This is a genomic window from Pseudomonas sp. CBS (assembly GCF_024734645.1).
Classification (GTDB): domain Bacteria; phylum Pseudomonadota; class Gammaproteobacteria; order Pseudomonadales; family Pseudomonadaceae; genus Aquipseudomonas.
The window spans coordinates 6,429,902-6,454,256 of record NZ_CP102929.1; the positions used below are offsets into that span (position 1 = coordinate 6,429,902).

General features: G+C 60.7%; 27 protein-coding genes. 14 read left to right on the forward strand and 13 right to left on the reverse strand.

All coding sequences use genetic code 11. The annotated features are described in order from the left end of the window. Window positions 1-63: 63 nt before the first annotated feature. Window positions 64-498, reverse strand: coding sequence for a PilZ domain-containing protein (locus tag NVB75_RS29320; protein WP_063032096.1), 435 nt, complete (start codon window positions 496-498; stop codon window positions 64-66). Here NVB75_RS29320 and NVB75_RS29325 point away from each other — a divergent pair. The 5 genes from NVB75_RS29325 to cysB all read left to right on the forward strand — a co-directional run bounded on the left by NVB75_RS29325 (window position 497) and on the right by cysB (window position 4,427). Continuing rightward, entirely contained in the window at window positions 497-889 is a 393-nt protein-coding gene (locus NVB75_RS29325) for a thioredoxin (protein WP_167662558.1), read from the forward strand. The genes NVB75_RS29320 and NVB75_RS29325 overlap by 2 nt on opposite strands. Next, a complete protein-coding gene (locus tag NVB75_RS29330; RefSeq protein ID WP_258344522.1) occupies window positions 886-1,851 on the forward strand; it encodes a putative 2-dehydropantoate 2-reductase in 966 nt (321 codons plus the stop codon). Before NVB75_RS29325 ends, NVB75_RS29330 begins: the two co-directional genes overlap by 4 nt. 14 nt (window positions 1,852-1,865) lie before the next feature. Further along, window positions 1,866-2,783 (forward strand): 5'-nucleotidase, encoded by a 918-nt coding sequence (locus NVB75_RS29335; protein WP_063032090.1) that lies wholly within the window; start codon window positions 1,866-1,868, stop codon window positions 2,781-2,783. 63 nt (window positions 2,784-2,846) lie between these two features. After that, entirely contained in the window at window positions 2,847-3,347 is a 501-nt protein-coding gene (locus NVB75_RS29340) for a universal stress protein (RefSeq protein WP_017477371.1), read from the forward strand. 105 nt (window positions 3,348-3,452) lie between these two features. Then, on the forward strand, window positions 3,453-4,427 hold the full coding sequence (gene cysB / locus NVB75_RS29345) for an HTH-type transcriptional regulator CysB (RefSeq protein WP_003218707.1): 975 nt from the start codon (window positions 3,453-3,455) through the stop codon (window positions 4,425-4,427). A 5-nt stretch (window positions 4,428-4,432) separates the two neighbouring features. Here the strand turns inward: cysB and NVB75_RS29350 are convergent, their stop codons facing one another. After that, window positions 4,433-4,915 carry a GreA/GreB family elongation factor gene (locus NVB75_RS29350; protein WP_177026766.1) on the reverse strand — a complete coding sequence of 161 codons (483 nt, stop codon included), beginning with the start codon at window positions 4,913-4,915 and terminating at the stop codon, window positions 4,433-4,435. Window positions 4,916-4,930: 15 nt separating this feature from the next. Further along, the gene (locus NVB75_RS29355) at window positions 4,931-5,299 is read right to left on the reverse strand and encodes a hypothetical protein (RefSeq protein WP_017477373.1); all 369 of its coding nucleotides are present in this window, start codon (window positions 5,297-5,299) and stop codon (window positions 4,931-4,933) included. Window positions 5,300-5,430: 131 nt separating this feature from the next. On the opposite strand from NVB75_RS29355, the gene earP reads away from it, so the two are divergent. Together earP and NVB75_RS29365 are read left to right on the forward strand one after the other, a co-directional pair. Further along, window positions 5,431-6,564, forward strand: coding sequence for an elongation factor P maturation arginine rhamnosyltransferase EarP (gene earP, locus NVB75_RS29360; RefSeq protein WP_258344523.1), 1,134 nt, complete (start codon window positions 5,431-5,433; stop codon window positions 6,562-6,564). A gap of 49 nt (window positions 6,565-6,613) precedes the next feature. Continuing rightward, a complete protein-coding gene (locus tag NVB75_RS29365; protein ID WP_003218698.1) occupies window positions 6,614-7,186 on the forward strand; it encodes an elongation factor P in 573 nt (190 codons plus the stop codon). A 67-nt stretch (window positions 7,187-7,253) separates the two neighbouring features. On the opposite strand, the gene NVB75_RS29370 is transcribed toward NVB75_RS29365, so the two are convergent. The 4 genes from NVB75_RS29370 to NVB75_RS29385 all read right to left on the reverse strand — a co-directional run bounded on the left by NVB75_RS29370 (window position 7,254) and on the right by NVB75_RS29385 (window position 10,450). Continuing rightward, window positions 7,254-8,270, reverse strand: coding sequence for an alpha/beta hydrolase (locus NVB75_RS29370; RefSeq protein ID WP_258344524.1), 1,017 nt, complete (start codon window positions 8,268-8,270; stop codon window positions 7,254-7,256). Window positions 8,271-8,296: 26 nt separating this feature from the next. Next, window positions 8,297-8,716: an organic hydroperoxide resistance protein gene (locus tag NVB75_RS29375; RefSeq protein WP_258344525.1), complete on the reverse strand. Its 420-nt coding sequence runs from the start codon at window positions 8,714-8,716 to the stop codon at window positions 8,297-8,299. Between the two features lie 253 nt (window positions 8,717-8,969). Then, on the reverse strand, window positions 8,970-9,422 hold the full coding sequence (locus NVB75_RS29380; RefSeq protein ID WP_258344526.1) for a MarR family winged helix-turn-helix transcriptional regulator: 453 nt from the start codon (window positions 9,420-9,422) through the stop codon (window positions 8,970-8,972). A 77-nt stretch (window positions 9,423-9,499) separates the two neighbouring features. Continuing rightward, window positions 9,500-10,450, reverse strand: a complete 951-nt coding sequence (locus tag NVB75_RS29385; RefSeq protein ID WP_076017344.1) for a LysR family transcriptional regulator — start codon at window positions 10,448-10,450, stop codon at window positions 9,500-9,502. Window positions 10,451-10,558: 108 nt separating this feature from the next. Here NVB75_RS29385 and NVB75_RS29390 point away from each other — a divergent pair, with 108 nt between their 5' ends. Beyond that, window positions 10,559-11,308, forward strand: a complete 750-nt coding sequence (locus NVB75_RS29390) for a sulfite exporter TauE/SafE family protein (RefSeq protein ID WP_076017415.1) — start codon at window positions 10,559-10,561, stop codon at window positions 11,306-11,308. Here the strand turns inward: NVB75_RS29390 and NVB75_RS29395 are convergent. Continuing rightward, complete coding sequence (locus NVB75_RS29395) at window positions 11,298-12,179, reverse strand: LysR family transcriptional regulator (RefSeq protein WP_017477379.1); 882 nt, start codon at window positions 12,177-12,179, stop codon at window positions 11,298-11,300. The genes NVB75_RS29390 and NVB75_RS29395 overlap by 11 nt on opposite strands. Window positions 12,180-12,249: 70 nt before the next feature. Here NVB75_RS29395 and NVB75_RS29400 point away from each other — a divergent pair, with 70 nt between their 5' ends. Both NVB75_RS29400 and NVB75_RS29405 read left to right on the forward strand, forming a co-directional pair. Continuing rightward, a complete protein-coding gene (locus NVB75_RS29400) occupies window positions 12,250-12,456 on the forward strand; it encodes a DUF1127 domain-containing protein (protein ID WP_173860412.1) in 207 nt (68 codons plus the stop codon). A gap of 45 nt (window positions 12,457-12,501) precedes the next feature. Then, window positions 12,502-13,731, forward strand: a complete 1,230-nt coding sequence (locus NVB75_RS29405; RefSeq protein ID WP_258344527.1) for a winged helix-turn-helix domain-containing protein — start codon at window positions 12,502-12,504, stop codon at window positions 13,729-13,731. On the opposite strand, the gene NVB75_RS29410 is transcribed toward NVB75_RS29405, so the two are convergent. Then, window positions 13,711-15,057, reverse strand: a complete 1,347-nt coding sequence (locus NVB75_RS29410; RefSeq protein ID WP_258344528.1) for a class II 3-deoxy-7-phosphoheptulonate synthase — start codon at window positions 15,055-15,057, stop codon at window positions 13,711-13,713. The two genes, NVB75_RS29405 and NVB75_RS29410, sit on opposite strands and share 21 nt — an antisense overlap. A gap of 118 nt (window positions 15,058-15,175) precedes the next feature. On the opposite strand from NVB75_RS29410, the gene NVB75_RS29415 reads away from it, so the two are divergent. Beyond that, complete coding sequence (locus NVB75_RS29415) at window positions 15,176-15,931, forward strand: spermidine synthase (protein ID WP_063032076.1); 756 nt, start codon at window positions 15,176-15,178, stop codon at window positions 15,929-15,931. An 841-nt stretch (window positions 15,932-16,772) separates the two neighbouring features. Here the strand turns inward: NVB75_RS29415 and NVB75_RS29420 are convergent. After that, entirely contained in the window at window positions 16,773-17,564 is a 792-nt protein-coding gene (locus tag NVB75_RS29420; RefSeq protein ID WP_017479951.1) for a crotonase/enoyl-CoA hydratase family protein, read from the reverse strand. 423 nt (window positions 17,565-17,987) lie between these two features. Between NVB75_RS29420 and NVB75_RS29425 the strand changes: the two genes are divergently transcribed. Beyond that, window positions 17,988-19,661, forward strand: coding sequence for a DEAD/DEAH box helicase (locus NVB75_RS29425; protein ID WP_003209050.1), 1,674 nt, complete (start codon window positions 17,988-17,990; stop codon window positions 19,659-19,661). Between the two features lie 69 nt (window positions 19,662-19,730). Here NVB75_RS29425 and NVB75_RS29430 read toward each other — a convergent pair whose 3' ends face one another. Next, complete coding sequence (locus NVB75_RS29430; protein WP_258344529.1) at window positions 19,731-20,498, reverse strand: class III extradiol ring-cleavage dioxygenase; 768 nt, start codon at window positions 20,496-20,498, stop codon at window positions 19,731-19,733. Window positions 20,499-20,599: 101 nt separating this feature from the next. Here NVB75_RS29430 and NVB75_RS29435 point away from each other — a divergent pair, with 101 nt between their 5' ends. Beyond that, complete coding sequence (locus NVB75_RS29435; protein ID WP_258344530.1) at window positions 20,600-21,256, forward strand: thiopurine S-methyltransferase; 657 nt, start codon at window positions 20,600-20,602, stop codon at window positions 21,254-21,256. A gap of 51 nt (window positions 21,257-21,307) precedes the next feature. Here the strand turns inward: NVB75_RS29435 and htpX are convergent, their stop codons facing one another. Together htpX and NVB75_RS29445 are read right to left on the reverse strand one after the other, a co-directional pair. Then, entirely contained in the window at window positions 21,308-22,195 is an 888-nt protein-coding gene (gene htpX / locus NVB75_RS29440; RefSeq protein WP_076017354.1) for a protease HtpX, read from the reverse strand. 313 nt (window positions 22,196-22,508) lie between these two features. Then, window positions 22,509-23,720 (reverse strand): pyridoxal phosphate-dependent aminotransferase, encoded by a 1,212-nt coding sequence (locus NVB75_RS29445; protein ID WP_063032067.1) that lies wholly within the window; start codon window positions 23,718-23,720, stop codon window positions 22,509-22,511. 202 nt (window positions 23,721-23,922) lie between these two features. Here NVB75_RS29445 and msrB point away from each other — a divergent pair, with 202 nt between their 5' ends. Further along, the gene (gene msrB / locus NVB75_RS29450) at window positions 23,923-24,315 is read left to right on the forward strand and encodes a peptide-methionine (R)-S-oxide reductase MsrB (protein ID WP_258344531.1); all 393 of its coding nucleotides are present in this window, start codon (window positions 23,923-23,925) and stop codon (window positions 24,313-24,315) included. Window positions 24,316-24,355 lie beyond the last annotated feature (40 nt).

Consider the following 24,355-nt stretch of genomic DNA (forward strand, 5'->3'; position numbering starts at 1 on the left):
AGTGCAGCGGGGAGCCGAACCTTAGCGCGTTACAAGGCTGCGAGACAATGGGCAAAGGCCGCTTTAATCCAGCGCTGGCTGCACAAAAGCCTCATGGGAGAACTCGCCGGCATGGCGGGTGACCCATTCCCGGGCCAGGGCTTCGCTCTGCCGGGGGGTTGGCCTGGCGCCTTCGTGGAGTCGGCAGTAACGTTGGATCTGGCACACTTGCTCGCCCATCCGTGCCCCGAACAAGGCTTGCTCGTCGGTAAAGGTGATGCCGACGCGGTAGCCGTTTTCAGCCTTGCGGCACCACGCTACATAGCCCGGGTAGCGGGCCGTGAAGCCCAATGAAGGGATGCGCATCTCGATGGCGGTGCCCTGGCGCCAGGCGCGCGGGTAATTGCATGCGACGCCGCCCAGGCCGATAGTGTGCAGCCGTTGGCGGGAAATGCCGGAAATGGGACGTTGGGTTAATTCGACAGCGACATCATCAGGGTGAGGAAAGAAACGACCCATGCACACGGACTCCGAGCACCGTCCAGTTGACGGCGGTGGCAGCAGTATAGTGAAAGAACTGCACCTTACCGATCTGGATATCGACCAGCAATTATTGGGGCTTCCCGGCACCTCGCTGGTGGTGTTCACCGGTGACGGATGCTCGCGCTGCCGCTTCCTGCACCAGCAACTACCCGGTTGGGATTTGCCCGTGGACCGGGTCTGTTGGGTGGACGCAGGCCACAATGGCGGCGCGGTAGAGCGCTACGAAATCTTTCATCTGCCGGCGTTGTTTGTGGTGTGCGACGGGAAATTCCATGGAATATTAGCGTCACTGACGCGTCTGACCGCCGGCGACCTGACTCAGGGTGTGCAGCAGGCGCTCAAACGAATACCAGAGGAATTGCCATGACCGAAGTTGCAAGAACACATTCGCCCCGGATCGGGATTATCGGCACCGGGGCCATTGGTGGCTTCTACGGTGTGATGCTCGCGCGTGCCGGTTTCGATGTGCATTTCCTGCTGCGCAGCGAGTACGCGGCGGTCAGCGAGCGCGGCCTGCAACTCAACAGCACCCTCCACGGAACCCTGCACCTGCACCCGGTGCAGGCCTATGCCCGCGCCGCCGACATGCCGCCGTGCGACTGGCTGCTGGTGGGCACCAAGTCCACGGGGAATGTCGAACTGGCCCCGACCATCGCCCAGATTGCCGCCCCGGACGCCAAAGTCGTGCTGCTGCAAAACGGCCTCGATGTCGAAGACAGCCTGCGTGAACACCTGCCGCCGTCGCTGCACCTGCTGGGTGGCCTGTGTTACATCGGCGTGCACCGTTCCGGTCCCGGGATTGTCGAGCATCAGGCGCTGGGTCGGGTCAACCTGGGTTACCACAGTGGCCCCGCGGTCAACGATGACACTCATCGGCAGGCCATTGTCGAAGAAGGTGCCGCGCTGTTTCACCAGGCCGGTATCGACTCCCAGGCCATGGCCAATGTGCATCAGGCACGCTGGCATAAACTGGTGTGGAACGTACCTTACAACGGTCTCTCCGTCGTGTTCGGCACCGGCACCACGGCGATGATGGCGGATGAATCCAGCCGCGAACTGATCCAGGCGCTGATGGCCGAAGTGGTGCAGGGCGCCCACGCCTGCGGGCATGAAATCCCCGCCAGTTACGCCGGGCAGATGTTCACCATGACTGAAAGCATGGATGACTACCTGCCCAGCATGTATCACGATTACGTGCACAAGCGCCCGCTGGAACTGGCGGCGATTTACGCACGCCCCCTGGCGGCGGCGAAGGCGGCGGGTTGTGAATTGCCAAGAATGCAGGCGCTGTACCAGACCTTGAGTTTTATGGATCGGCATAACCGCTGATTGGGGGGAACACCATGGCAAAGGGATTGGGCGACAAACTGGTGCTGGCGATTTCCTCGCGGGCGCTGTTCGACCTGAGCGAAAGCCACAAGGTCTACCTGGCCCAAGGGGTCGAGACCTATCGCAAGTACCAGATCGACCACGAGGATGAAATCCTCGAGCCCGGCGACGCCTTCCCGCTGGTGAAGAAACTCCTGAGCCTCAACGCCAGCCTCGGCCGTGCCCGGGTCGAGGTGGTGCTGGTGTCGCGCAACAGTGCCGACACCGGCCTGCGGGTGTTCAATTCGATCCAGCATTACGGGCTGGATATCTCCCGCGCCGCGTTTGTCGGCGGGCGCAGTCCTTATCCTTATCTGGCGGCGTTTGGTTGCCACCTCTTTCTGTCCACCCATGCCGAGGATGTGCGCAGCGCCCTGGATGCCGGGTTTGCCGCAGCGACGATTCTGTCGGGCGGTGCACGTCGGGCCTCCAGCGCCGAGTTGCGGATTGCCTTTGATGGCGACGCGGTGCTGTTTTCCGACGAGTCCGAGCGCGTCTATCAGTCGGGAGGTCTTGAAGCCTTCCAGGCCAGCGAGCGGGAGTCGGCCCGCGAGCCGTTACGCGGCGGACCGTTCAAGGGCTTCCTGGCGGCGCTCAACTTGTTGCAGCGCGAGTTCCCGGACGAGTCCTGCCCGATCCGCACCGCGCTGGTCACCGCCCGTTCGGCGCCGTCCCACGAGCGGGTGATTCGCACGCTGCGGGAATGGGATATCCGTCTCGACGAGTCGCTGTTTCTCGGTGGCCTGGAGAAGTCGGCGTTCCTTGAGGCCTTTGCCGCCGATGTGTTTTTCGATGACCAGGAAGGGCATTGCGAGAAGGCCCGGGAGTTCGTGGCCACCGGGCACGTCCCCCACGGCATCAGTAACGAGTTGAAAATTCAGACCGAGGGCTGAGCACTGCCAAAGGCGCTGCTAAGCTGAATCAATCCCCGCCATCCTGGCTACCCAGGAGGTTCTATGATTCGTTCGATGCTGTACGCCACTGACCTCGGTCTATATGCACCTTATGTGATGCAACATGCCCTGGCGCTGGCGCGAACGTTCAAGGCCGATCTGTATGTGATTCACGTGGTCGAGCCCATCGGGCTGTTCGCCGAATCCGTGTTGCAGAGCTACCTTGATGAGAAGGCCTTGAGTGAATGGCAAAGCCAGGGTCTGACGACAGTGATGGCGACCATCGAGCAACGGGTGCTCGACAGTTTTCGCGAGGAACTGGGGGAAGGGGAGCAGGACCTCAAGTTGATCCGTTCAGTGCGGGTGATCCAGGGCGACCCCTGTGAAGTGATTCTCGACCAGTCGCAGAAACTCTCTGTGGATTTGTTGATCGTAGGTAGTCACAGCCAGGCGGTCGGTGTGGCGACCCCCCTGGGAAGAACCGCTGCACGGGTGCTGCAGCTGTCTCAGGTGCCGGTGTACCTGGTGCCACTTTTACAGCGCCGCCGCAGTGATGATGTGTGATGGGTAGAAAAACGATAAAAAGTTCTAGATTTATAAGTCTAACCTTTAATATAGTTATATACCGTCGCTGATACCCGTGGCGTCTATCCGCTTTGAGGGACACATATGAAGCTTCAACAACTGCGCTACATCTGGGAAGTGGCGCACCACGACCTCAACGTTTCCGCTACTGCTCAAAGCCTTTACACCTCGCAACCCGGTATCAGCAAGCAGATCCGCCTGCTCGAAGATGAGTTGGGCGTTGAAGTGTTCGCACGCAGCGGCAAGCACCTGACCCGCGTCACCCCGGCCGGTGAGCGCATCATCACCACCGCCGGCGAGATCCTGCGCAAGGTCGAAAGCATCAAGCAGATCGCCCAGGAATTCTCCAACGAGAAGAAAGGCACCCTGTCGATCGCCACCACCCACACCCAGGCACGTTATGCGCTGCCGCCGGTGATCAGCAGCTTTATCAAGCAGTACCCGGACGTGGCCTTGCACATGCACCAGGGTTCGCCGATGCAGATCGCCGAGATGGCCGCTGACGGCACCGTCGATTTCGCGATTGCCACCGAAGCCCTGGAGTTGTTCGGCGACCTGGTGATGATGCCGTGCTACCGCTGGAACCGCTGCGTGGTAGTGCCTCAAGGTCACCCATTGGCCAAGCTGCCTAAGCTGACCCTGGAAGCCCTGGCTGAGTACCCGATCGTGACTTACGTGTTCGGTTTTACCGGCCGTTCAAAACTCGACGAAGCCTTCAGCCATCGTGGCCTGACGCCGAAAGTGGTGTTCACCGCGGCCGACGCCGACGTCATCAAGACTTATGTGCGCCTGGGCCTGGGCGTCGGTATCGTCGCCAAGATGGCGGTCGACACCAAGCTCGACAACGACCTGGTGGTGCTCGATGCCAGCGAACTGTTCGAGTCCAGCGTGACCAAGATCGGTTTCCGTCGCGGCACCTTCCTGCGGGGTTTTATGTGCGACTTCATCGAGAAGTTCGCGCCGCACCTGACGCGCGAAGTGATGGCCAAGGCCATCCAGTGCCACAACAAGCAGGAACTGGAAGAGCTGTTCGACGGCGTTGAACTGCCGGTTCACTGATCGGCTTACTTGACCTCGGTAACAGCAAACTGTTGCCGAGCGCCCCCCACCAGGATCTCCACCTCATCCCCTTCGAACTTGCCCAGCAGGCTTTTGCCCAGGGGCGAGCGTGGGGTGATGACGGTCACCGGTTGCCCCACCACATCGACCTTCAACCCTGCGCCGTCCGGTGCCAGGAATAGCCACTGCTGGCGATCGTTTTCATCCACCAGGCCCAGCAATGCGCCCACCTCGATCCCGCGCTGATCATCGTAGGCACGCAGTTGCATGTTCTGGCAGAGCGTCAGCGCCTGCTTGATCTCCTCGACGCGCCGGGCCTGGCCGGCGGCCAGGTAGGACGCCTCCAGCCCCAGGGTGTCGTACTTGTTCTCGGCGATGTTTTCTTCGTGGGTCGCGGTTTCATACGCGGTTTGCGCGGCGCGCTGGGCGATATCGAGATCGACCGCGAGCTTGTCCAGGACCAGTTGGTGAACGGCGTGCTTATTCATGGGCGGCTTTCGTGATCAATCGCAAAATTGCAGGACGTTGGCCCGGCTCTTGTCGTTGGGCGCGTTCTGGTCCTGTTGCAGCCAGAACTGGCATTTGGGGTTGGACAGGTTGCGCGGGTTGTTGCGAGCCTGGTCCAGGGTCTGCTGTTGCTCCTGCTTGCGCAGGTTCTCCTGGTACTGCTCGAACATCCGGTTCGGCGGCTCCGGTGCAACCACTTCCGGCTTGCCCAGTTGCTGCACCACTCGGGCCACTGGGGCTACGGTTTGCTCAGGCAGGTAGCGGGACGCCAGCCACAGGCTCAGCACAATGGCGATAAACCCCAGCCACAGGCCGAAGGCCACAGCGATACTGAGTTTGAACAGCGAGAACGAACGATCAGACATGATGGCCTCCTGGCGGGCACGTGCGGCATGGCGCCGATTGTCCCACAGCCAAGCGCAGAATAATCGCGATCAACCCTTCGCAATCGAGGCATTTATACGGACAATCGAGCCTTTGAGCGTTGGAGCCCGGAATGAAAGCCCGCTGGGATATTTTTTGCAGCGTCGTCGATAACTACGGCGACATCGGCGTGACCTGGCGCCTGGCCCGGCAATTGGTGGAGGAACACGGTTGTGCGGTGCGCCTGTGGGTTGATGACCTGCGGGCGTTCGAACGCATGTGCCCCGAGATTGACGTGCAGGTGAACCAGCAGTGGCGAGAGGGCGTGGACGTGCGCTACTGGCCTTCCGACTGGCCGGCGACCGAGGCGGCAGACGTGGTGATCGCTGCATTCGCCTGTCAACTGCCGCCGGACTATATGGAAGCGATGGCCGCGCGCGAACGCACGCCGCTGTGGATGAACCTGGATTACCTGAGCGCCGAGGACTGGGTGGTCGGCTGTCACGGTCTGCCATCGGTGAAATTCAAAGGCGTGCAAAAGTACTTCTTCTTTCCGGGGTTCCGTCCCGGTACCGGCGGTTTGCTGCGCGAGGACGGGCTGCTGGAACAGCGCGATGCCTTCCAGCAAGATGCCATCGCCCGGCAACACTTTTTGCAGGCGCTCGGGGTTTTCCCGGCAGCCGGTGCGCGCCTGATGTCGTTGTTCGCCTATGAAAACGCCGGGCTGGCCAGTTGGCTCGACGTGCTGGCGGCCGATGGACGCACCACTCATCTGCTGGTGCCCGAAGGGCGAATTCTCGGTGACGTGCAGCGCTGGCTGGGTGTCGAGTCGTTGAGCGTCGGCGATGTGCTCCAGCGCGAAGCCCTGACGGTGCAAGTGCTGCCATTCGTGCGCCAGGAGCAATACGACCGCCTGTTGTGGTGTTGCGATTTCAATGCCGTACGCGGTGAAGACTCGTTTGTGCGGGCGCAATGGGCGGGTCGGCCGTTGTTGTGGCACATCTATCGCCAGGACGAAGACATTCACCTGGACAAACTCGATGCCTTCCTCGAGCTGTATACCAATGGCCTGTCACCCGCCGCGAAAACCGCGTTGGTCAGCCTTTGGCAAGCCTGGAACGCTGATGGCGATATGGCACATAGCTGGAAAATGCTGCTGGAACACTGGCCGGAAGTGACCGCGAATGCCGAGGAATGGGCTCTGGAACAAGGCTCGCGGACCGATCTTGCGACGGCGCTGGTACAGTTTTATGTAAATTGGATATGATACGCGACCTTGATTTTTGTAAATCCCATCCAAATTTCGGATATTCGCAATGAAAACTGGTAAAGAACTGAAACCCGGTACAGTGATCCGTCTCGAAAACGACCCTTGGCTGGTTCAGAAAGCTGAGTTCACCAAGTCTGGTCGTAACAGCGCAATCATGAAGACCAAGCTGAAGAACCTGCTGACCGGTTACAAGACCGAGATCGTCTACAGCGCCGATGACAAACTGGACGACGTGATCCTCGACCGCAAAGAAGCGACCCTGTCCTTCATCAGCGGCGACACCTACACGTTCATGGACACCACCGACTACACCATGTACGAGCTGAACGCTGAAGACATCGAAGCCGTTCTGCCGTTCGTGGAAGAAGGCATGGAAGACGTCTGCGAAGCTATATTCTTCGAAGACCGTCTGGTTTCCGTAGAGCTGCCGACCACTATCGTGCGTAAGGTTGCCTACACCGAAGGTTCCGCTCGCGGCGACACTTCGGGCAAGGTGATGAAGCCTGCCAAGCTGGCTAACGGTACCGAACTGCAAGTAGCCGATTTCATCGAAATCGACGACCTGATCGAGATCGACACCCGTGAAGGTGGTTCGTACAAAGGTCGCGCCAAGAAGTAATTCTTGCGCCACCGGTACGATAAAAAAAGCCCGACCATGCGTCGGGCTTTTTTGTGGGTGCCAGTTTTTACTTCAGGTGTTGCTTCAGTTCCTCGGACGCCTGCAGCAGCGCCGAACGAACCTCCGGTACTTGGCTGACGACGTTCAGCAAACCGTAGTCATGGATCATGCCGTTGTAGCGCACGGCGGTCACCGGTACACCGGCTTCATCCAGCTTGCGGGCATAGGCTTCGCCTTCGTCACGCAGCACGTCCGAGCCTGCGGTCTGAATCAACGCAGGTGGCAAACCCTTGAGCTGTGCAGTGGTGGCCCGCAGTGGCGACGCATAGATCTCGGCGCGCTGGCTGGCATCGGTGGTGTAGTTGTCCCAGAACCACTTCATCATGTTTCGGGTCAGGAAGTGGCCTTCGGCAAACTGGTTGTAGGAGCCTGTGTCGAAGTTTGCATCGGTCACCGGCCACAACAGCAGTTGGAACTTGATCTTCGGTGTGCCTTTGTCTTTGGACATCAGGCTGACGACTGCCGCCATGTTGCCGCCGACGCTGTTGCCGGCGACGGCCAGGCGATTGCCATCGACGTTGATCTCGCTGCCGTGTTCGGCCACCCACTTCGTTGCGCCGTACGCCTGGTTGATCGCCACCGGGTAGTGGGCTTCAGGGGATGGCGTGTAGTTGACGAATACCGCCGCCGCTCCCGACCCCACCACCAGGTCACGCACCAGCCGCTCGTGGGTCGGGAAATCCCCGAGCACCCAGCCACCGCCGTGGAAGAACATGAACACCGGCAATGTGCCCTCGACCCCGGCCGGACGCACGATGGTCAGGCTCAGCGGCTGGCCATCGACCTGAATGGTCTTCTGGCTGACGTCGGCCTTGGGCAGCGTCAGTTTTACTCCCGACTGGGCACCTGTCAGCACGGCGCGCGCTTCTTTGGGCGTCAGTTGCTCCATCGGTTTGCCGGTGCCGGCGTTCAGTGCATCCAGGAACGCCTGGGTGTTGTGCTCCACGTCACCGCCGGCCGCAAAGGCATTGGTGATCGAGAAAGCGAGCAGGGTGCCGGTGAGTACTTTGCCAAATGTGTTCATATTCTTCTCCAAAAAACCGCGTGGGGTTAGACGGTCACGTGCAGGCGCACATCGACGTTGTCACGGGTGGCGTTGGAGTACGGGCAGACCTGGTGGGCCGCGTCGACCAGGCTTTGTGCTTCGTCCTGGGCCAGGCCGGGCAGGCTGACGTGCAGGTCGATGTCCAGGCCGAAACCGCCGGGGATTTGGCCGATGCCGACGTGGGCAGTGATCGAAGCGTCATCCGGGATTTTGCGTTTGGTCTGGCTGGCGACGAATTTCAGTGCCCCGATAAAGCAGGCGGAGTAGCCGGCGGCGAACAGTTGTTCCGGGTTGGTGGCCTGGCCACCCGCGCCGCCCAGCTCTTTTGGCGTGGAGAGTTTTACATCGAGGATGTTGTCGCTGGAAACAGCGCGACCATCACGCCCGCCGGTGGCGGTGGCTACTGCGGTATAGAGAGTTTGCATGGTGATTTCCTCGTAAGTATTTGCGCTAATTATTTGCGCGCTAAGTAAGTGGCGAAGTGAATGTATCGCGCTAATAGTTAGTGCGCAATATAAATTTATAAAATATTTTGCCTGGCTCGATGGCGGGGCACAGCACAAGCAAATGTGGGAGCGGGCTTGCTCGCGAATGCAGTGGATCAGTCAATGCATCTAGTGACTGTCGCACCGCATTCGCGAGCAAGCCCGCTCCCACATTTTTTGATGCGTGGTGCCGTTAGAGGGAGACTTGCAGGTTTTTTCGCAGCACCAGCAAATCGCCCTGCAGCTTGCGCAGTTGTTCGATGTCCAGCCCGCTGGCGCCCAGAATGCACTGTGGTATATCCATCGCCTTGTCTCGCAGGGCACGCCCGGCATCGGTCAACTCAACCACCACCACACGCTCGTCTTCACGGCTGCGGGTGCGACTGAGCAGGCCTTCGGCTTCCAGGCGCTTGAGCAGCGGGGTCAGGGAGCCGGGATCCGTCAGCAGGCGATTGCTGATTTCGCCTACGGTCAATCCATCCTCTTCCCAGAGCACCATCATGGCCAGGTACTGCGGATAGGTCAGGCCGAGGGCTTGCAGCAGGGGTTTGTAGACCTTGGTCATCAACAACGAGGTGGAATGCAGGGCAAAACACAGTTGGTTGTCGAGCAGCAAGGATTCGCAGGTATCGAGGGGCTTGGTCATGGCAGTGCCTTAAAACGTGTCTGGTTTCGAATCTAGCGGGCAAATCTTTAACGCGCCAGACAATTCTGTCCGCTCGGTCAGCCGAAGGCGCTTTGCAGCGCAAGATCCCACGGCGGCACCGGGCTGAAGCGCGCCTTGAGGTACTCCAGCAATAACCGGCTGCGGGCGTTGGCGTGTTGCTCCAGGCGCAGGGCGTAGATTCCGGCGGTTTCAGGTGTCGGCAAGCCGTTCTCGCAGAACAGTGGCACCAGTTCGCCGCGCACCAGGTATTCGCTGGCGAGCCAGGTGGGCAGGTGCGCAATGCCCAACCCCGCCAGGGCGCCTGAAAGCAGGGCTTCGGCGTTGTTGGCGCTCATGCGAATGCGTTGCGGGCGGTAGGTGGCCTTGCGCCCGTCCAACTCAAAACGCCAGGCGAACATCGGTGCCAGGCCTTCCCAGTCCAGGCCGTCGTGTTCGTTCAATTGGCTGGGATGAGTCGGTGTGCCACGGCTTTTGAGGTAGGCCGGGCTGGCGCAGGCGATGCGCACGATGCTGGCCAGGGGCGTGGCGATCAGCCGGGTGTCGACGATATGCCCGGCCCGCAGCACCAGGTCGACCTTGCCCAAATGCTCGCCCTGCATGTCGACAAAGCTGTCGATCAAGTGCAGGTGCACGTCCAGGCCTGGATAAACGTTGAGAAAGTCGGCGATGGCAGGTGCCAGGTGCCGCCGACCGAAGGCGGCCGGCGCGTCCACGCGGATCAACCCTTCAGGCGCATGGCTCAGCGACACCGCTTCGGCCCGCGCCAGTTGCAGCTCGCTGACGATCCGGCGGGCGCGCTCGGCAAACGCCAGGCCGGCGGGTGTTGGCACCACCGCATGGGTGCTGCGTTGGAACAGCCGGCTGCCCACCGAGCTTTCCAGGCTGTCGATACGCCGCGCCACCGCCGAGGGCGTGAGCGGATGACGACGTGCGGCTGCGGAAAAGCTGCCCGCTTCCAGTACATCCAGAAACAGGCTCAGTTGGTCGGTCAGCGTATTAGGGTTCATCAGCGGCTGCTTATGCGAAGTTGGCACAGCCATTGTGCGTTGCTGTGCGTTTCCGCGCCAGGGCGGACTGCGTAGCATGCAAGGTTCGGGAATGGCGGGAGCGAAGTGGTGGCAGATTTAGCCTTGTATTTGGCACTGGGTGTCGCGTTGGGCACTGTCGGCGGCTTGTTTGGCATCGGCGGTGGGCTGATTGCGATTCCAGTGTTGGGCGTGTTCTTCGGCCTGGACCAACAGATCGCTCAAGGCACGGCCCTGGTGATGGTGGTGCCGAATGTGATGCTCGCGTTGTGGCGTTATCACCAGCGCAACCGGATCGAACTGCGCCATGCATTGCCGCTGGGCGTGATGGGATTTTCCTTCGCCTGGCTGGGTTCGATCTGGGCGGTGGGGATCGATGCTGACGTGATGCGTGTGGGGTTTATCGCCTTTCTGCTGGTATTGGCGTCCTACAACTTGCTGCGAATGTTTACCCACAACGCACCGCCTTCGGCGCAGATGCGCTATTCCTGGCCATGGCTGGGGGTATTGGGTGCAGCATCCGGGTCCATGGGCGGCTTATTCGGCGTGGGCGGCGCGGTGGTGGCCACGCCTGTGCTGACCAGCATTTTCGGCACCAGCCAGGTGGTCGCTCAAGGGCTGTCGCTGGCCCTGGCCTTGCCGAGTACCAGCGTGACCTTGGTGACCTACGCCTGGCACCATGAAGTGGACTGGGTCATCGGTGTACCACTGGCCGTCGGCGGCCTGCTCAGCATCAGTTGGGGCGTGAAAGTTGCCCACGCCATGCCGGAGCGTATGTTGCGCGGGCTGTTCTGCGGGTTCCTGGCCGTTTGCGCGGTGATGCTGACCTTTAAAGTTTGAAGCCTTCGAGGATGTATTCGGCGAGGCATTCGGTAATCGGCGACGTCATCCCGGGATTGCGCAACAGCCGCAGATTGACCGACGGCAGCGGTGGGAAACCTTCTTCACTGCCCAGCACCCGCAAGTCTTCGGTCACCAGGCTCTCCATGCTGACGGTGACCGCCAGGCCCGCGCCGACCACTGCCTGGATCGCCGCGCCGTTGGAGCTGTGGTACGCCAGGCGATAATCACGGCCAATGGCATCAAGTGCAGCGCGGGTCCATTGGGTGCAGAAGCTGTCCATGCCGGAAATCGCCAAGGGCAGGGCGCTGTGATCGTCCAGGCAGAAACACGGGGCGGCCACCCAGACCATCCGCTCATTACGCAGCAGCTCGCCCATCTCATTTCCGGGTTCGCGACTGATGACCGTCAGGGCCAGGTCCCGGCGCTGCATCAATATCGGCGACGACTCGCAGTGCATTTCAATCTGGATCAGCGGGTAAGCCTTGGAGAAGCGCTTGAGAATCCCCGGCAAGTAGCGCATCACGTAATCGTCGGGTGTGCCGATGCGCACCAGCCCGACCATGTGCGGCTCGCGCAGGGTGTTGAACACCTCGCTGTGCAACTTCAGGATCCTGCGGGCATAGCCCAATAGCACCTGGCCTTCCGGCGTCAGCCGTACCTGGCGGCCATCGCGCTCGAACAACTTGCGCTGCAACACATCTTCTTCCAGGCGTTTCATCTGCATGCTCACCGCCGACTGTGTGCGGTTGACCTGCTCGCCGGCGCGGGTGAAACCACCCTGATCGGCGATGGCGACGAAGGTGCGCAGCACTTCAGTGTCGATACTCGGGTAGCTGGACAATCGATCAATCTCCGAGATGTATTGCATAAGAAACATTCGTTGGATTGATCATAGCCCCAGGCACAGACTTCAGTCATCCCCACTGGAGGGCGAGATGATGAAAGGTCAAAGAGGCTTTGTTCTGATGGCGAAGCGGCCGTTTTCCGGGCTGCTTCAACTGGGTTCCCGGTGGCTGGCCGTGCACCGTGAGCGCCAACTGTTGATGGGCATGAGCGATGATGCGCTCAAGGATATCGGGCTCAACCGTGGCGATGTCGAGCAGGAAAGCCGCCGGCACTTTTGGGAAGATCCGCTGCGAAAATGACGCGTGATGCAGTAGGGTGGTTCGCGAGCACACAAGGAGAGTCACATGCCCGCAGAGTTATCCTTTTCCCTCAAGCAGGCGCGACGCCTGGCGCTGGCTGCCCAAGGTTTTTCCGGGCGCCAGCCGCCGGCATTGATCAAGGCCGCACAGGTCAATCGCCTGGTTGAGCGTTTGGGCGTGTTGCAGATTGATTCGGTGAATGCGGTGGTGCGCTCGCACTACCTGCCGCTGTTTTCCCGGCTGGGTAACTACGCTCCATTGATTCTTGAACAGGCCGCCTGGAGTTCGGGGCGGCGCCGTTCGCTGTTCGAGTATTGGGGGCATGAGGCTTCTTTGTTGCCGATGGCGCTGTACCCGCTGATGCGCTGGCGCATGGCGCGGGCGGCCCAGGGGCAGGGCATCTATCAGCAAATGGCGCGGTTTGGTCGCGAGCAGCAGGCCACCATCGCGCGGGTGCTGAGCATCGTTGAGCAGCAAGGCGCCTTGGGTGCGGGCAGTTTGTCGACCCGCGAGGAACGCGCCGGCCCCTGGTGGGACTGGAGCGATGAAAAGCATGCGCTGGAATGGCTGTTCGCCGCCGGCCAGGTGACCGTCGCCGGGCGGCGTGGTTTTGAGCGTTTGTATGACTTGCCGGAGCGTGTGATCCCGGCCGACATCCTCCAGCAAACCCCGTTGGACGAGGCTGAAGCGCAGCGCGGCTTGCTGCTGCACAGCGCCACGGCGTTGGGTGTGGGCACCGAAAAAGACCTGCGGGACTACTTCCGCCTCGACCCGGCCGACAGCCGTGGGCGTCTGGCGGAACTGGTCGAGGACGGGCAACTGATCGCGTGCGAGGTCCAGGGCTGGAAACAGCCGGCTTATTGCCTGCCCGAGCCAAAAGTCCCGCGTAAGGTGCCCGCCAGCGCATTGTTATCGCCGTTCGATTCACTGATCTGGGAGCGCAGCCGTACCGAGCGGTTGTTCGATTTTCGCTATCGGCTGGAGATCTACACGCCTCAGGACAAGCGGGTGTTTGGCTATTACGTGTTGCCGTTCCTGCACAACGAGCGGATCGCCGCGCGGGTGGATCTACGCGCGGAGCGGGCGGCCGGACGCCTGGCGGTGCATGCAGTTCACGAGGAAGAGCCGGGGCTGGACGAGGAGGGCATGCAGGCGCTGGCCCTGAATCTGCGGCAGATGGCCGACTGGCTCGGGCTTGAGCAGATCCAGCTCAATTGCCAGCGGGCCAGTGCGGCACGGTTGCGGGTGGCGCTCTTAGCGCTTGACCTGTTTTAGCGTCTCGGCGATCAGGAACGCCAATTCCAGCGACTGATCGGCATTCATCCGTGGGTCGCAGTGGGTGTGATAGCGGTCCGACAGCCCGTCTTCGGTAATCGGCCGCGCGCCGCCAATGCACTCGGTGACATTCTGCCCGGTCATCTCGATATGAATCCCGCCGGCATACGTGCCTTCGGCTTCATGCACCTGGAAAAACTCCTTCACTTCGCTGAGGATCTGCGCGAAGTCCCGGGTCTTGTAGCCGCTGCTGGCCTTGATGGTGTTGCCGTGCATCGGGTCGGAACTCCACAGCACCTGCTTGCCTTCGCGCTGCACGGCGCGGATCAGGTTCGGCAGATGGTCACCGACCTTGTTCGCACCCATGCGCACAATCAGGTTCAGGCGGCCCGGGTCATTGTCCGGGTTGAGGATGTCGATCAAGCGGATCAGGTCATCGGGATTCATGCTCGGGCCGACCTTGACCCCGATCGGGTTGTTCACCCCGCGCAGGAATTCGACGTGGGCACCGTCCAGCTGGCGGGTGCGATCACCGATCCACAGCATGTGGGCCGAGCAGTCGTAATAGTCGTTGGTCAGGCTGTCGCGGCGCACGAAGGCTTGTTCGTAGTTGAGCAGCAGCGCCTCGTGGGCGGTGAAGAAACTGGTCTCGCGCAGTTGCGGCGAGCTGTCCATGCCACAGGCACGCATGAACGCCAGGGTTTCATCGATGCGGTCGGCCAGTTGGCTGTACTTCTCGGCCAGGGCGGAGTTGGCAATGAAGTCCAGGTTCCACTTGTGCACCTGGTGCAGGTCGGCAAACCCGCCCTGGGCAAAGGCCCGCAGCAGGTTCAAGGTGGCGGTGGACTGGTGGTAGGACTGCAGCAGGCGGTCCGGGTCCGGCACGCGGCTTTTTTCGTCGAAACCGATGCCGTTGACGATATCGCCGCGGTAGGCGGGCAGGGTGATGCCGTCGATGGTTTCATCGTTGGAAGAGCGCGGCTTGGCGAACTGGCCAGCCATGCGTCCGACCTTGACCACCGGGCAACCGGCGGCGAAGGTCATCACAATCGCCATCTGCAGCAGCACCTTGAAGGTGTCGCGAATTTTTGCCGCCGAAAACTCGGCAAAACTCTCGGCGCAATCGCCGCCTTGCAACAGGAAGGCACGCCCCTGGGTTACCTCGGCAAACTGACGGCGCAATTCACGGGCCTCACCGGCAAACACCAGCGGCGGATAACTCGCCAGGTTCTGCTCGACCTGCGACAGGTGCGCAGCGTCAGGGTACTGGGGTTGTTGCTGGATCGGCAGGGCGCGCCAGCTGTCGGGGCTCCAGGGTTGGCTCATCATGAACTCGAGTGATTTGCGGTCGGGCCGTCATGTTATCAGCAATTAGTACGTGACCTGCTGCTGCCGGTTCGCCCACAATCCCGCCTTTCCTGTTGGCCCTGCGTTAGGAGTTGCAATGTCTGAGGAGCGCGTCGAGCGCCTGCTGGCCGAGGTCCATGATGACTTCGGCATGATCCGCGTGCTGGAAGTGGCCGATTACCGCTTTCTCGAATTCGGCGATGCCATCGAGCAGAGTTGCGTGTTTACCGCTGACCCGAGTTGGTTGGAATACGATTACACCCGGGCGATGCTGATTGGTGCGTTGTGTCATGAGCAGCCGGAGAGTGCGTTGTTCCTGGGCTTGGGCGCTGGGACGTTGACCCAGGCTTGTCTGAAGTTTTTGCCTTTGGAAGATGTTGAGGCCATCGAGTTGCGGCCTGATGTGCCGCGTCTGGCCATTGAGTACTTGGGGCTGGATGATGATCCTCGGCTGTATATCCGCGTTGGGGATGCTTTGGAATTGCTGCCTTCCGCTGAGTCGGCGGATCTGATTTTTGTCGACCTGTATACGGATGTTGGCCCGGGTGTTGGGCATCTGGCTTGGACGTTTTTGGAGAACTGCCAGAAGAAGCTGAATCCGGGTGGGTGGTTGGTGATTAATCAGTGGGCTACGGATGACGGCAAGCCGTTGGGGGCGGCGTTGTTGCGTGGGTTGTATCACCGGCATTATTGGGAGCTGCCGGTGAAGGAGGGGAATGTGATTCTTTTGGTGCCGGCGGACCTGGATCAGGAGCTTGATCTGGCTGCGGTGTCTGCGCGGGCTGAGGGGTTGGCGTCGCGGTTGGGGTATTCGTTGCAGTCGCTGATTAAGGCGATTCGGCCGGCTACGTAAGGGGGGTGTACATATCCGTTGCTGCGGTAACGGCTACTTATGGTTCCGCTCTTACAGCGGGTCACTTTTGGCAAACGCCCCAAAAGTAACCAAAAGGTCTTTGCCCCACCACTCGGTGCCTCGCCTAGGCTCGGCATGCCCGCACTCCGGCCCGGTTCCGCGGGCCGCCGCGACGGGCCATCCATGGCCCGGCGCGGCTAAATCGGCATCCCTGCCGATTTACCCGCTCCACCGTGCCTGCTTGCGGCCATCGTGGTTAACGGGGCCCGCAGATCAAGATCAAAAGCAGATCAAGATCAAAGGCACGCAGCCTCGCTGGCGCTCGACAGCTGCTACGGTCGGGGTGGCTCTGCTCTTCTGTGGGAGCGGGCTTGCTCGCGAAAAACCTGAGAGCGCCGCGTTCATCCAGAATGCCCGCGTCATCGTTAACGACCTTCGCGAGCAAGCCCGCTCCCACATTTTTTGGACCGTGTACGCTTTAGCTTTTGATTTTGCTTTTAACACTCAAGCCGGCCGGGAGGCCGCTGTGCTTTTGATCTGCTTTTGATCTTGATCTTAGGCGCCCCGTTAAACCACGCTGGCCGAACGCAGGCTTTGGAGCGTGGGTAACCCGGCAGGACGCCGGGTTAGCCGCGCTGGGCCAAGGATGGCCCATCGCGGCGGCCCACGGTCCAAAGCCGGAGTGAGGGCACACCGAGCCTAGGCGAGGTGCCGAGTGGTGGGGCAAGAGCGTTTTGCTTACTTTTGCGCTCTTCAAAAGTGAGCCGCTGTAAGAGCGGAACCCATAGTGGCCGTTACCTAAATAACGGATATGTACCCCGCCCCAAGCCCCCCCAAAAAATCAACAGCCTTTAAAAACCCCAGGCCGCTTCTCGACCATCGCCCGTACACCTTCCTTGGCATCCTCACTATTCAGCAATTTCTCCACCAAAACGGGCAACCCGGCCGCCGCCGCGGTCTCCCCCTCGATCCGTGCCTGGCGCGCTGACATCAGCGTGGCCTGCACCCCCAGCGGCGCCTGCTGGGCTATGCGGTTCGCCAGCACCACCGCCCGAGGCAACAAATCCTCGCTGGCCATCACCTCCTGCACCAACCCCAACCGCAGCGCTTCATGAGCATCAAACTCATCCCCGGTGAGCAACCAGCGCATAGCATTCCCCCACCCAGCGATCTGATGAAAACGTAACGTCGCCCCTCCAAAAGGAAAGATCCCACGCTGCACCTCCATCTGCGCAAAGCGGGTATTGCTGGCACACAGATTGATATCCGCCGCCAGCATCAACTCGATACCAATGGTCAGGCAGTACCCCTGAGCCGCAACAATCACCGGCTTACTCACCCGGGGCCCCGCGAAAACTCCCCAGGGATCACAACCACCCAGAGGCGGTTGCCAGCCTTGTGCCATCGTTGGACCGACATTGGCCAGGTCCAACCCGGCGGTAAAATGATCGCCATGCCCGAAGACAATGGCCACCCGCGCCTCCTCATTGCGATCAAATTCGCCATACGCCAGGCTCAGCTCATTGAGCAATTCCAGGTCGAACGCATTGCGCTTGGCCACGCGATCCAGACCCAACAACAGGATATGGCCCTGCTGTTCACGGCTGACGCGGCTGCTGCTGGCTTGGTTCATGGGGTGTGCCCTCGGGCGCAAAGGGAGGTTTCGGACCGAAGGGCCCGCTGTTAAAGGTGAACCGTTTAAGCGTCATGACCAACAGGGCCGGGCCTTTGAAAAATAGACCCGCTCACCGCAATGCGCAAAGCCTTTGATGCAGAGCCGTTCACCTGTGGTTTCCGATAAAAAAAGCTCCCTTTTTCAGCGATTTCCGGTATAGTGCGCGCCGGCCTTTAACCGGGCCGCGTTTAGGTAGCGCAATTCCCCGAAGTCAGCTTCGGCTGCACGTCCGCACAGCGGACTCTTCCTTGACGAATCTTTTTCATTCATTCGTTTTCGCAAATCCCCGCCGACAAAGCAGCCAGGGCGACTCTTGAGTCTCAACACGGCATGCGCAGCTTTGGAGCATGGGTCTTTGCGGATGCACTTAGAGGCAGACCCATGACCCAGGAAACCGGCGGCTTCGCCGCTTTTAATCTTAACCCGAATATTCTTGCTGCCGTCATCGCGACTGGCTACGAAGAACCTTCGGCTATTCAGCAGCAATCGATCCCGATCATCATGGCCGGCCAAGACATGATTGGCCAAGCGCAAACCGGTACCGGTAAAACCGCCGCGTTCGCCCTGCCAATCCTGCACTGCATCGATCCTGCCAAGCGCGAGCCGCAAGCCCTGATCCTGGCGCCAACCCGTGAGTTGGCGCTGCAAGTAGCAACCGCTTTCGAAACCTACGCCAAGCAAATGCCGGGCGTTACCGTTGTGGCCGTTTACGGCGGCGCGCCTATGGGCCCACAACTGAAAGCAATCCGTAACGGCGCACAGATCGTTGTCGCCACTCCGGGCCGTCTGTGCGACCACCTGCGTCGCGACGAAAAAGTACTGTCGACCGTGAACCACCTGGTTCTGGACGAAGCTGACGAAATGCTCAAGCTGGGCTTCATGGACGACCTGGAAGTCATCTTCAAGGCGCTGCCAGCCACCCGTCAGACCGTACTGTTCTCGGCCACCCTGCCACAGTCGATCCGTGCCATTGCCGAACGCCACCTGCGCGATCCGCAACACGTGAAGATCCAGACCAAGACTCAGACCGTTACCGCGATCGAACAGGCTCACCTGTTGGTTCACGCTGACCAGAAGACCTCGGCTGTATTGAGCCTGCTGGAAGTCGAAGACTTCGACGCTCTGATCATGTTCGTGCGCACCAAGCAAGCCACCCTGGACCTGGCCAGTGCCCTGGAAGCCAAAGGCTACAAAGCCGCTGCGCTGAACGGTGACATTGCCCAGAACCAACGTGAGCGCGTCATCGACTCCCTCAAGGATGGCCGTCTGGACATCGTTGTGGCGACCGACGTTGCCGCTCGTGGCCTCGACGTTCCACGTATCACTCACGTGTTCAACGTTGACATGCCTTACGATCCAGAGTCCTACGTTCACCGTATCGGCCGTACCGGCCGTGCCGGTCGCGAAGGTCGTGCATTGCTGCTGGTGACTCCACGTGAGCGCCGCATGCTGCAAGTGATCGAGCGTGTAACCGGTCAGAAAGTTGCCGAAGTCCGCCTGCCGGATGCCCAGGCCGTTCTCGATGCCCGCATCAAGAAACTGACCAACAGCCTGTCGCCGCTGGTGGCTGACGCTGAATCGACCCACGGCGACCTGCTGGACCGCCTGACTGCCGATATCGGTTGCACCCCGCGTGCCCTGGCTGCAGCCCTGCTGCGCAAGGCTACCAACGGTCAGGCCCTGACCCTGGCGGCCATCGAGAAAGAACGTCCACTGGTGCCGAACAACGCTCCGCGCGGTGATCGTCCAGAACGTACTGGCGACCGTCCAGACCGTGGTGATCGCGAGCGTCGTGCTCCGGTTCCATTGGCTGAAGGCCGTGCTCGCTGCCGTACCGCGCTGGGCGCGCGTGATGGCATCGCTGCCAAGAACCTGCTGGGCGCTATCCTCAACGAGGGTGGCCTGGCACGTGAAGCGATCGGTCGCATCCAGGTGCGTGACAGCTTCTCCCTGGTGGAGCTGCCGGAAGATGGTCTGGAGAAACTCCTGACCAAGCTGAAGGACACTCGCGTTGCCGGTAAGCAGTTGAAGCTGCGTCGCTACCGCGAAGATTGATCCGCCCTTGGGCTGATTGATCGAACATAAAAAATCCCCGACTGGTTCGGGGATTTTTTATGCCTGCGATTAAGCGAAACGATAAATATCCATGCCCAGCGCGCCCATGGTGAAGCCTTGGTGGGCTGCGCTGAATTCACCGCCGGCGCCCCGGGCGAAATACAGCGGCAGCAAATGCTCATCGCTGGGGTGGCTGCGCACGGCATGGGGTGCCTGACGGCGATAGTCGTGCAGGGCGGCTTCATCGTTGGCCGCCAGCTTGCTGACCACCCAATCGCGAAAATCCCGCGCCCAGGGCTCGATGCTCTCCGGCCCGGCATGCCAGTCCAGTTCACCGAGGTTATGGGTAATGCTGCCGGAGCCGATCAGCAGCACGCCTTGTTCCCGCAGGCTCGCCAGTGCATGACCGACACGGGTTTGCAGGGCAGGGCCCATGCGGCTTGGCAGCGATACCTGCACCACCGGAATATCGGCAGCCGGGTACATCAGCGACAGGGGTACCCAGGTGCCGTGGTCGAAGGGGCGCTGGTCATCAATGTGCGCCTCCAGGCCGTCAGCCTTGAGCAATTGGACAATCTCGGCGGCCAATGCCGGGTCGCCGGGCGCCGGGTACTGTACGGCGAACAATTCCCGCGGGAAGCCGCCGAAGTCGTGCCAGGTCTCGGGCGCGGCGCTGCCGGTCACCAGCAGGCCCTGGCTTTCCCAGTGTGCCGAGACCACCACAATGGCCTTGGGCCGTGGCAACTCGGCGGCCAGGCGCTTGAGTGCCGGGCCGCTGGCACCGGGTTGCAGGGCAAGCATCGGTGAACCGTGGGAGATAAACAGGCTGGGGAGCATGATCGGGTCCTGAGGGTTAAGATGGGACCATCTTCAATCAGATCATTGATCTAAATCTAATATAAGTTTTAGCGCTATTTGATCAAGTTTTAGGGTGAATTATGGAGCCTGGATTTTGGCATGAGCGTTGGGCACGCAATCAGACGGGCTTCCATCTGCCCGAGGTGAATCCTTACCTGCTGCGCCACTGGCCCGGCCTGGGTGTGGCGAGCGGGGCGCAGGTGCTGGTGCCGTTGTGTGGCAAGAGCCTGGACCTGGTGTGGCTGGCGAGCGTTGGGCATCGGGTGATGGGGGTCGAGCTGTCGGAAAAGGCCGTTGAGGAGTTTTTCAGCGAGCAGGAACTGACGCCGCAGATCAGTCAGCGCGGTGCCTTCAAGGTCTACCAGGCGGGTGCCATTGAGCTGTGGTGCGGGGATTTCTTCGCCCTGGATGCAGGCGCAGTGGCTGATTGCCGGGCGCTTTACGACCGGGCAGCGTTGATTGCCCTGCCTCCGTTGATGCGGGAGCAGTATGCCGCGCACTTGAACGGGCTCCTGGCGCAAGGCAGCCGCGGCCTGTTGATCACCCTCGACTATGAACAGGCGCAGAAGGCAGGCCCGCCGTTTGCGGTGAGCGATGAAGAAGTGCAACTGCTGCTTGGCGCGCAGTGGAGCCCCGAGGTACTGGAGCAGCAGGACATTCTGGGGCAGAGCTGGAAGTTTGTTCAGGACGGCGTCACACGCCTGGAAGAGCGGGCGTACCGGTTAGCCAGGCGCTGAATCGCGCCCACAAAAAAGGGGCGATCAAATCGCCCCTTCTTGTTTTTGCTGTCAGCCGCGACGACGCAGTGCGTCAATCCGCTCTTCCAGCGGCGGGTGGCTCATGAACATGCGAGCCATGCCTTGCTTGATGCCACCGTTGATGCCAAAGGCAGTCAGGGTGTTCGGCATATGCACCGGCAAGCCTTGTTCGGAGCGCAGGTGTTGCAGGGCGCTGATCATTGCGCCGGTACCGGCCAGGCGTGCGCCGGCTTCGTCTGCACGGAATTCCCGTTTGCGCGAGAACCACATCACGATCGAGCTGGCGAGGAAGCCCAGTACCAGTTCGGCGAAAATGGTCGCCACGTAGTAGGCCATGCCCTGGCCCTGTTCGTTCTTGAAGATCACCTTGTCGACGAAGTTGCCGATGATCCGCGCAAAGAACATGACAAAGGTGTTCACCACGCCCTGAACCAGCGCCAGGGTGACCATGTCACCGTTGGCCACGTGGCCGATCTCGTGGGCCAGCACCGCCTTGATTTCGTCGGGCGAGAAACGCTCCAGCAAACCCTGGCTGACGGCCACAAGAGCGTCGTTCTTGTTCCAGCCGGTGGCAAAGGCGTTGGCTTCATAGGCCGGGAAGATCCCGACTTCAGGCATCTTGATCCCGGCTTCGCGGGACAGTTGCTCGACGGTTTGCAGCAACCATTGCTCATGCCGGGTGCGTGGCTGAGTAATGATCTGGGTGCTGGTGCTCATCTTCGCCATCCACTTGGAGATGAACAGCGAGAATATCGAGCCGGCAAAACCAAAGACCGCACAGAAGATCAGCAGCTGATTGAGGTTCAGATCAACCCCGTTGGCCGCCATGATCCCATTGAAGCCAAAAAGGCTCAGCGTGATGCTGGCAATCAGCACGACCGCCAGGTTAGTGGCCAAGAACAGCAGAATGCGCATCATGGTTGTAGAATTCTCCTCATGCTAAATATGTCGCGTACTGCGGGGTATATAAGGTGCAGCATGGGGCTATTCAACCGAGGGACTATTTCAAACTGTGTCCTACAGCCTGAATGTAGAGCCTTGAAGGGAATTTCCGAGGTCCGGGGTAGCTCGGCAGTCTCGCTCCATTACCTTGCAGCCCTGTAATTATAGGGTGATGCTCGACCGAGGGGGTAACCGGTGCGTGTGAACGGCGAGGGGCCTGCACAAGGCAGAGAAGTGTTGCCAGATAATCGCTGTACGACCATGGGCGGGTCGTACAGCGCAATGTCCATTACTGGCGATAGGACTTCAGGAAGTTGCCGATACGACCGATGGCCATCTCCAGGTCATCCACCCGCGGCAAGGTGACCACCCGGAAGTGATCCGGCCACGGCCAGTTGAACGCTGTGCCCTGGACCACCAGCAGCTTTTCCGACAGCAGCAGGTCGAGCACGAACTTCTCGTCATTGAGGATCGGGCACACTTTCGGGTCGATCCGCGGGAAGGCATACAGCGCGCCCATGGGCTTGACGCAGCTGACACCCGGAATCGCGTTCAGCAGCTCCCAGGTGCGGTTGCGCTGCTCCAGCAGGCGGCCTTGTGGCAGCACCAGGTCGTTGATGCTCTGGTAGCCGCCCAATGCGGTCTGGATCGCGTGCTGGCTCGGCACGTTGGCACACAGGCGCATGTTGGCCAGCATGTCGATGCCTTCGATGTAGCTCTGGGCATTGTGCTTGGGACCGGAAATCGCGATCCAGCCGGAACGGAAACCCGCCACCCGGTAGGATTTCGACAGGCCATTGAAGGTCAGGCACAGCAGGTCCGGGGCCAGGGACGCGGTGCAGATGTGCACGGCGTCGTCGTACAGAATCTTGTCGTAGATCTCGTCGGAGAACACCACCAGGTTATGCTGGCGCGCCAGTTCGAGCATGCCCAGCAGCACTTCCTTGGAGTAGACGGCGCCGGTGGGGTTGTTCGGGTTGATGATCACCAGGGCCTTGGTATTCGGGGTGATCTTGGCCTTGATGTCAGCCAGGTCCGGGAACCAGTCCGCGCCCTCGTCACACAGGTAATGCACCGGATGGCCACCGGCCAGGGTGACGGCGGCGGTCCACAGCGGGTAGTCGGGAGCCGGCACCAGCACTTCGTCGCCATTGTTGAGCAGGGCCTGCATGGACATGACGATCAGCTCGGACACGCCGTTGCCCAGGTAGATGTCCTCGATGCCGACACCTTCAACCTGCTTCTGCTGGTAGTACTGCATGACGGCCTTGCGCGCGCTGAACAGGCCCTTGGAGTCGCTGTAGCCCTGGGCGGTGGGCAGGTTGCGGATCACGTCCTGGAGGATTTCGTCCGGCGCTTCGAAACCAAAGGGTGCCGGGTTGCCAATATTCAGCTTGAGGATGCGATGGCCTTCCTCTTCCAGGCGTTTGGCGTGCTTGAGCACTGGGCCGCGAATGTCGTAGCAGACGTTGGCGAGCTTGTTCGATTTGCTGACCTGCATGGCGATGTGATCCTGAAAATGAACGATCCAGACGGTGTGAGGACTACCGTGCTGAGAATCCTGCGTTGGCCTGACCCATAAATACGTTTGAATGCCGGTAACGCGGGTGCCAGACTGGCGCTTTGAAGAGGCGCAATCATACGTGCCGCCTGATCCATGGAAAAGACACAGATCAGGCTTTTTCAGTTGCCGAGGTGTACCGATGGAAAAGTTGCAGAAAACCGTTGAAGAATGGAAAGCCATGCTCGACCCGGAGCAGTACAACGTGTGCCGCCTCAAAGGCACCGAGCGACCGTTCAGCGGCAAGTACAACGGCACCAAGACCGACGGCGTTTACCACTGCATCTGCTGCAATGAACCGCTGTTCGATTCCAAGGCCAAGTTCGACTCCGGCTGCGGCTGGCCCAGCTTCTACGAGCCGATTGCAAAGCAGGCAATGGTCGAGATTCGCGATGTCAGCCACGGCATGATCCGTACCGAGGTCACCTGCGCCAAGTGCGATGCGCACCTGGGCCACGTGTTCCCGGATGGTCCGCCGCCGACCGGGTTGCGTTACTGCATCAATTCGGTGTGCCTGGACCTGGTGCCGCGCTAAACCGGCTATCTCCTGCGGGCCTTCGTGCCCGCAAGAGCCG

Coding starts and splice junctions, on each gene's coding strand:
- NVB75_RS29325 (WP_167662558.1), top strand. CDS start 497: ATGCACACGGACTCCGAGCACCGTCCAGTTGACGGCGGTGGCAGCAGT.
- NVB75_RS29320 (WP_063032096.1), bottom strand. CDS start 498: ATGGGTCGTTTCTTTCCTCACCCTGATGATGTCGCTGTCGAATTAACC.
- NVB75_RS29330 (WP_258344522.1), top strand. CDS start 886: ATGACCGAAGTTGCAAGAACACATTCGCCCCGGATCGGGATTATCGGC.
- NVB75_RS29335 (WP_063032090.1), top strand. CDS start 1,866: ATGGCAAAGGGATTGGGCGACAAACTGGTGCTGGCGATTTCCTCGCGG.
- NVB75_RS29340 (WP_017477371.1), top strand. CDS start 2,847: ATGATTCGTTCGATGCTGTACGCCACTGACCTCGGTCTATATGCACCT.
- cysB (WP_003218707.1), top strand. CDS start 3,453: ATGAAGCTTCAACAACTGCGCTACATCTGGGAAGTGGCGCACCACGAC.
- NVB75_RS29350 (WP_177026766.1), bottom strand. CDS start 4,915: ATGAATAAGCACGCCGTTCACCAACTGGTCCTGGACAAGCTCGCGGTC.
- NVB75_RS29355 (WP_017477373.1), bottom strand. CDS start 5,299: ATGTCTGATCGTTCGTTCTCGCTGTTCAAACTCAGTATCGCTGTGGCC.
- earP (WP_258344523.1), top strand. CDS start 5,431: ATGAAAGCCCGCTGGGATATTTTTTGCAGCGTCGTCGATAACTACGGC.
- NVB75_RS29365 (WP_003218698.1), top strand. CDS start 6,614: ATGAAAACTGGTAAAGAACTGAAACCCGGTACAGTGATCCGTCTCGAA.
- NVB75_RS29370 (WP_258344524.1), bottom strand. CDS start 8,270: ATGAACACATTTGGCAAAGTACTCACCGGCACCCTGCTCGCTTTCTCG.
- NVB75_RS29375 (WP_258344525.1), bottom strand. CDS start 8,716: ATGCAAACTCTCTATACCGCAGTAGCCACCGCCACCGGCGGGCGTGAT.
- NVB75_RS29380 (WP_258344526.1), bottom strand. CDS start 9,422: ATGACCAAGCCCCTCGATACCTGCGAATCCTTGCTGCTCGACAACCAA.
- NVB75_RS29385 (WP_076017344.1), bottom strand. CDS start 10,450: ATGAACCCTAATACGCTGACCGACCAACTGAGCCTGTTTCTGGATGTA.
- NVB75_RS29395 (WP_017477379.1), bottom strand. CDS start 12,179: ATGCAATACATCTCGGAGATTGATCGATTGTCCAGCTACCCGAGTATC.
- NVB75_RS29400 (WP_173860412.1), top strand. CDS start 12,250: ATGAAAGGTCAAAGAGGCTTTGTTCTGATGGCGAAGCGGCCGTTTTCC.
- NVB75_RS29405 (WP_258344527.1), top strand. CDS start 12,502: ATGCCCGCAGAGTTATCCTTTTCCCTCAAGCAGGCGCGACGCCTGGCG.
- NVB75_RS29410 (WP_258344528.1), bottom strand. CDS start 15,057: ATGAGCCAACCCTGGAGCCCCGACAGCTGGCGCGCCCTGCCGATCCAG.
- NVB75_RS29415 (WP_063032076.1), top strand. CDS start 15,176: ATGTCTGAGGAGCGCGTCGAGCGCCTGCTGGCCGAGGTCCATGATGAC.
- NVB75_RS29420 (WP_017479951.1), bottom strand. CDS start 17,564: ATGAACCAAGCCAGCAGCAGCCGCGTCAGCCGTGAACAGCAGGGCCAT.
- NVB75_RS29425 (WP_003209050.1), top strand. CDS start 17,988: ATGACCCAGGAAACCGGCGGCTTCGCCGCTTTTAATCTTAACCCGAAT.
- NVB75_RS29430 (WP_258344529.1), bottom strand. CDS start 20,498: ATGCTCCCCAGCCTGTTTATCTCCCACGGTTCACCGATGCTTGCCCTG.
- NVB75_RS29435 (WP_258344530.1), top strand. CDS start 20,600: ATGGAGCCTGGATTTTGGCATGAGCGTTGGGCACGCAATCAGACGGGC.
- htpX (WP_076017354.1), bottom strand. CDS start 22,195: ATGATGCGCATTCTGCTGTTCTTGGCCACTAACCTGGCGGTCGTGCTG.
- NVB75_RS29445 (WP_063032067.1), bottom strand. CDS start 23,720: ATGCAGGTCAGCAAATCGAACAAGCTCGCCAACGTCTGCTACGACATT.
- msrB (WP_258344531.1), top strand. CDS start 23,923: ATGGAAAAGTTGCAGAAAACCGTTGAAGAATGGAAAGCCATGCTCGAC.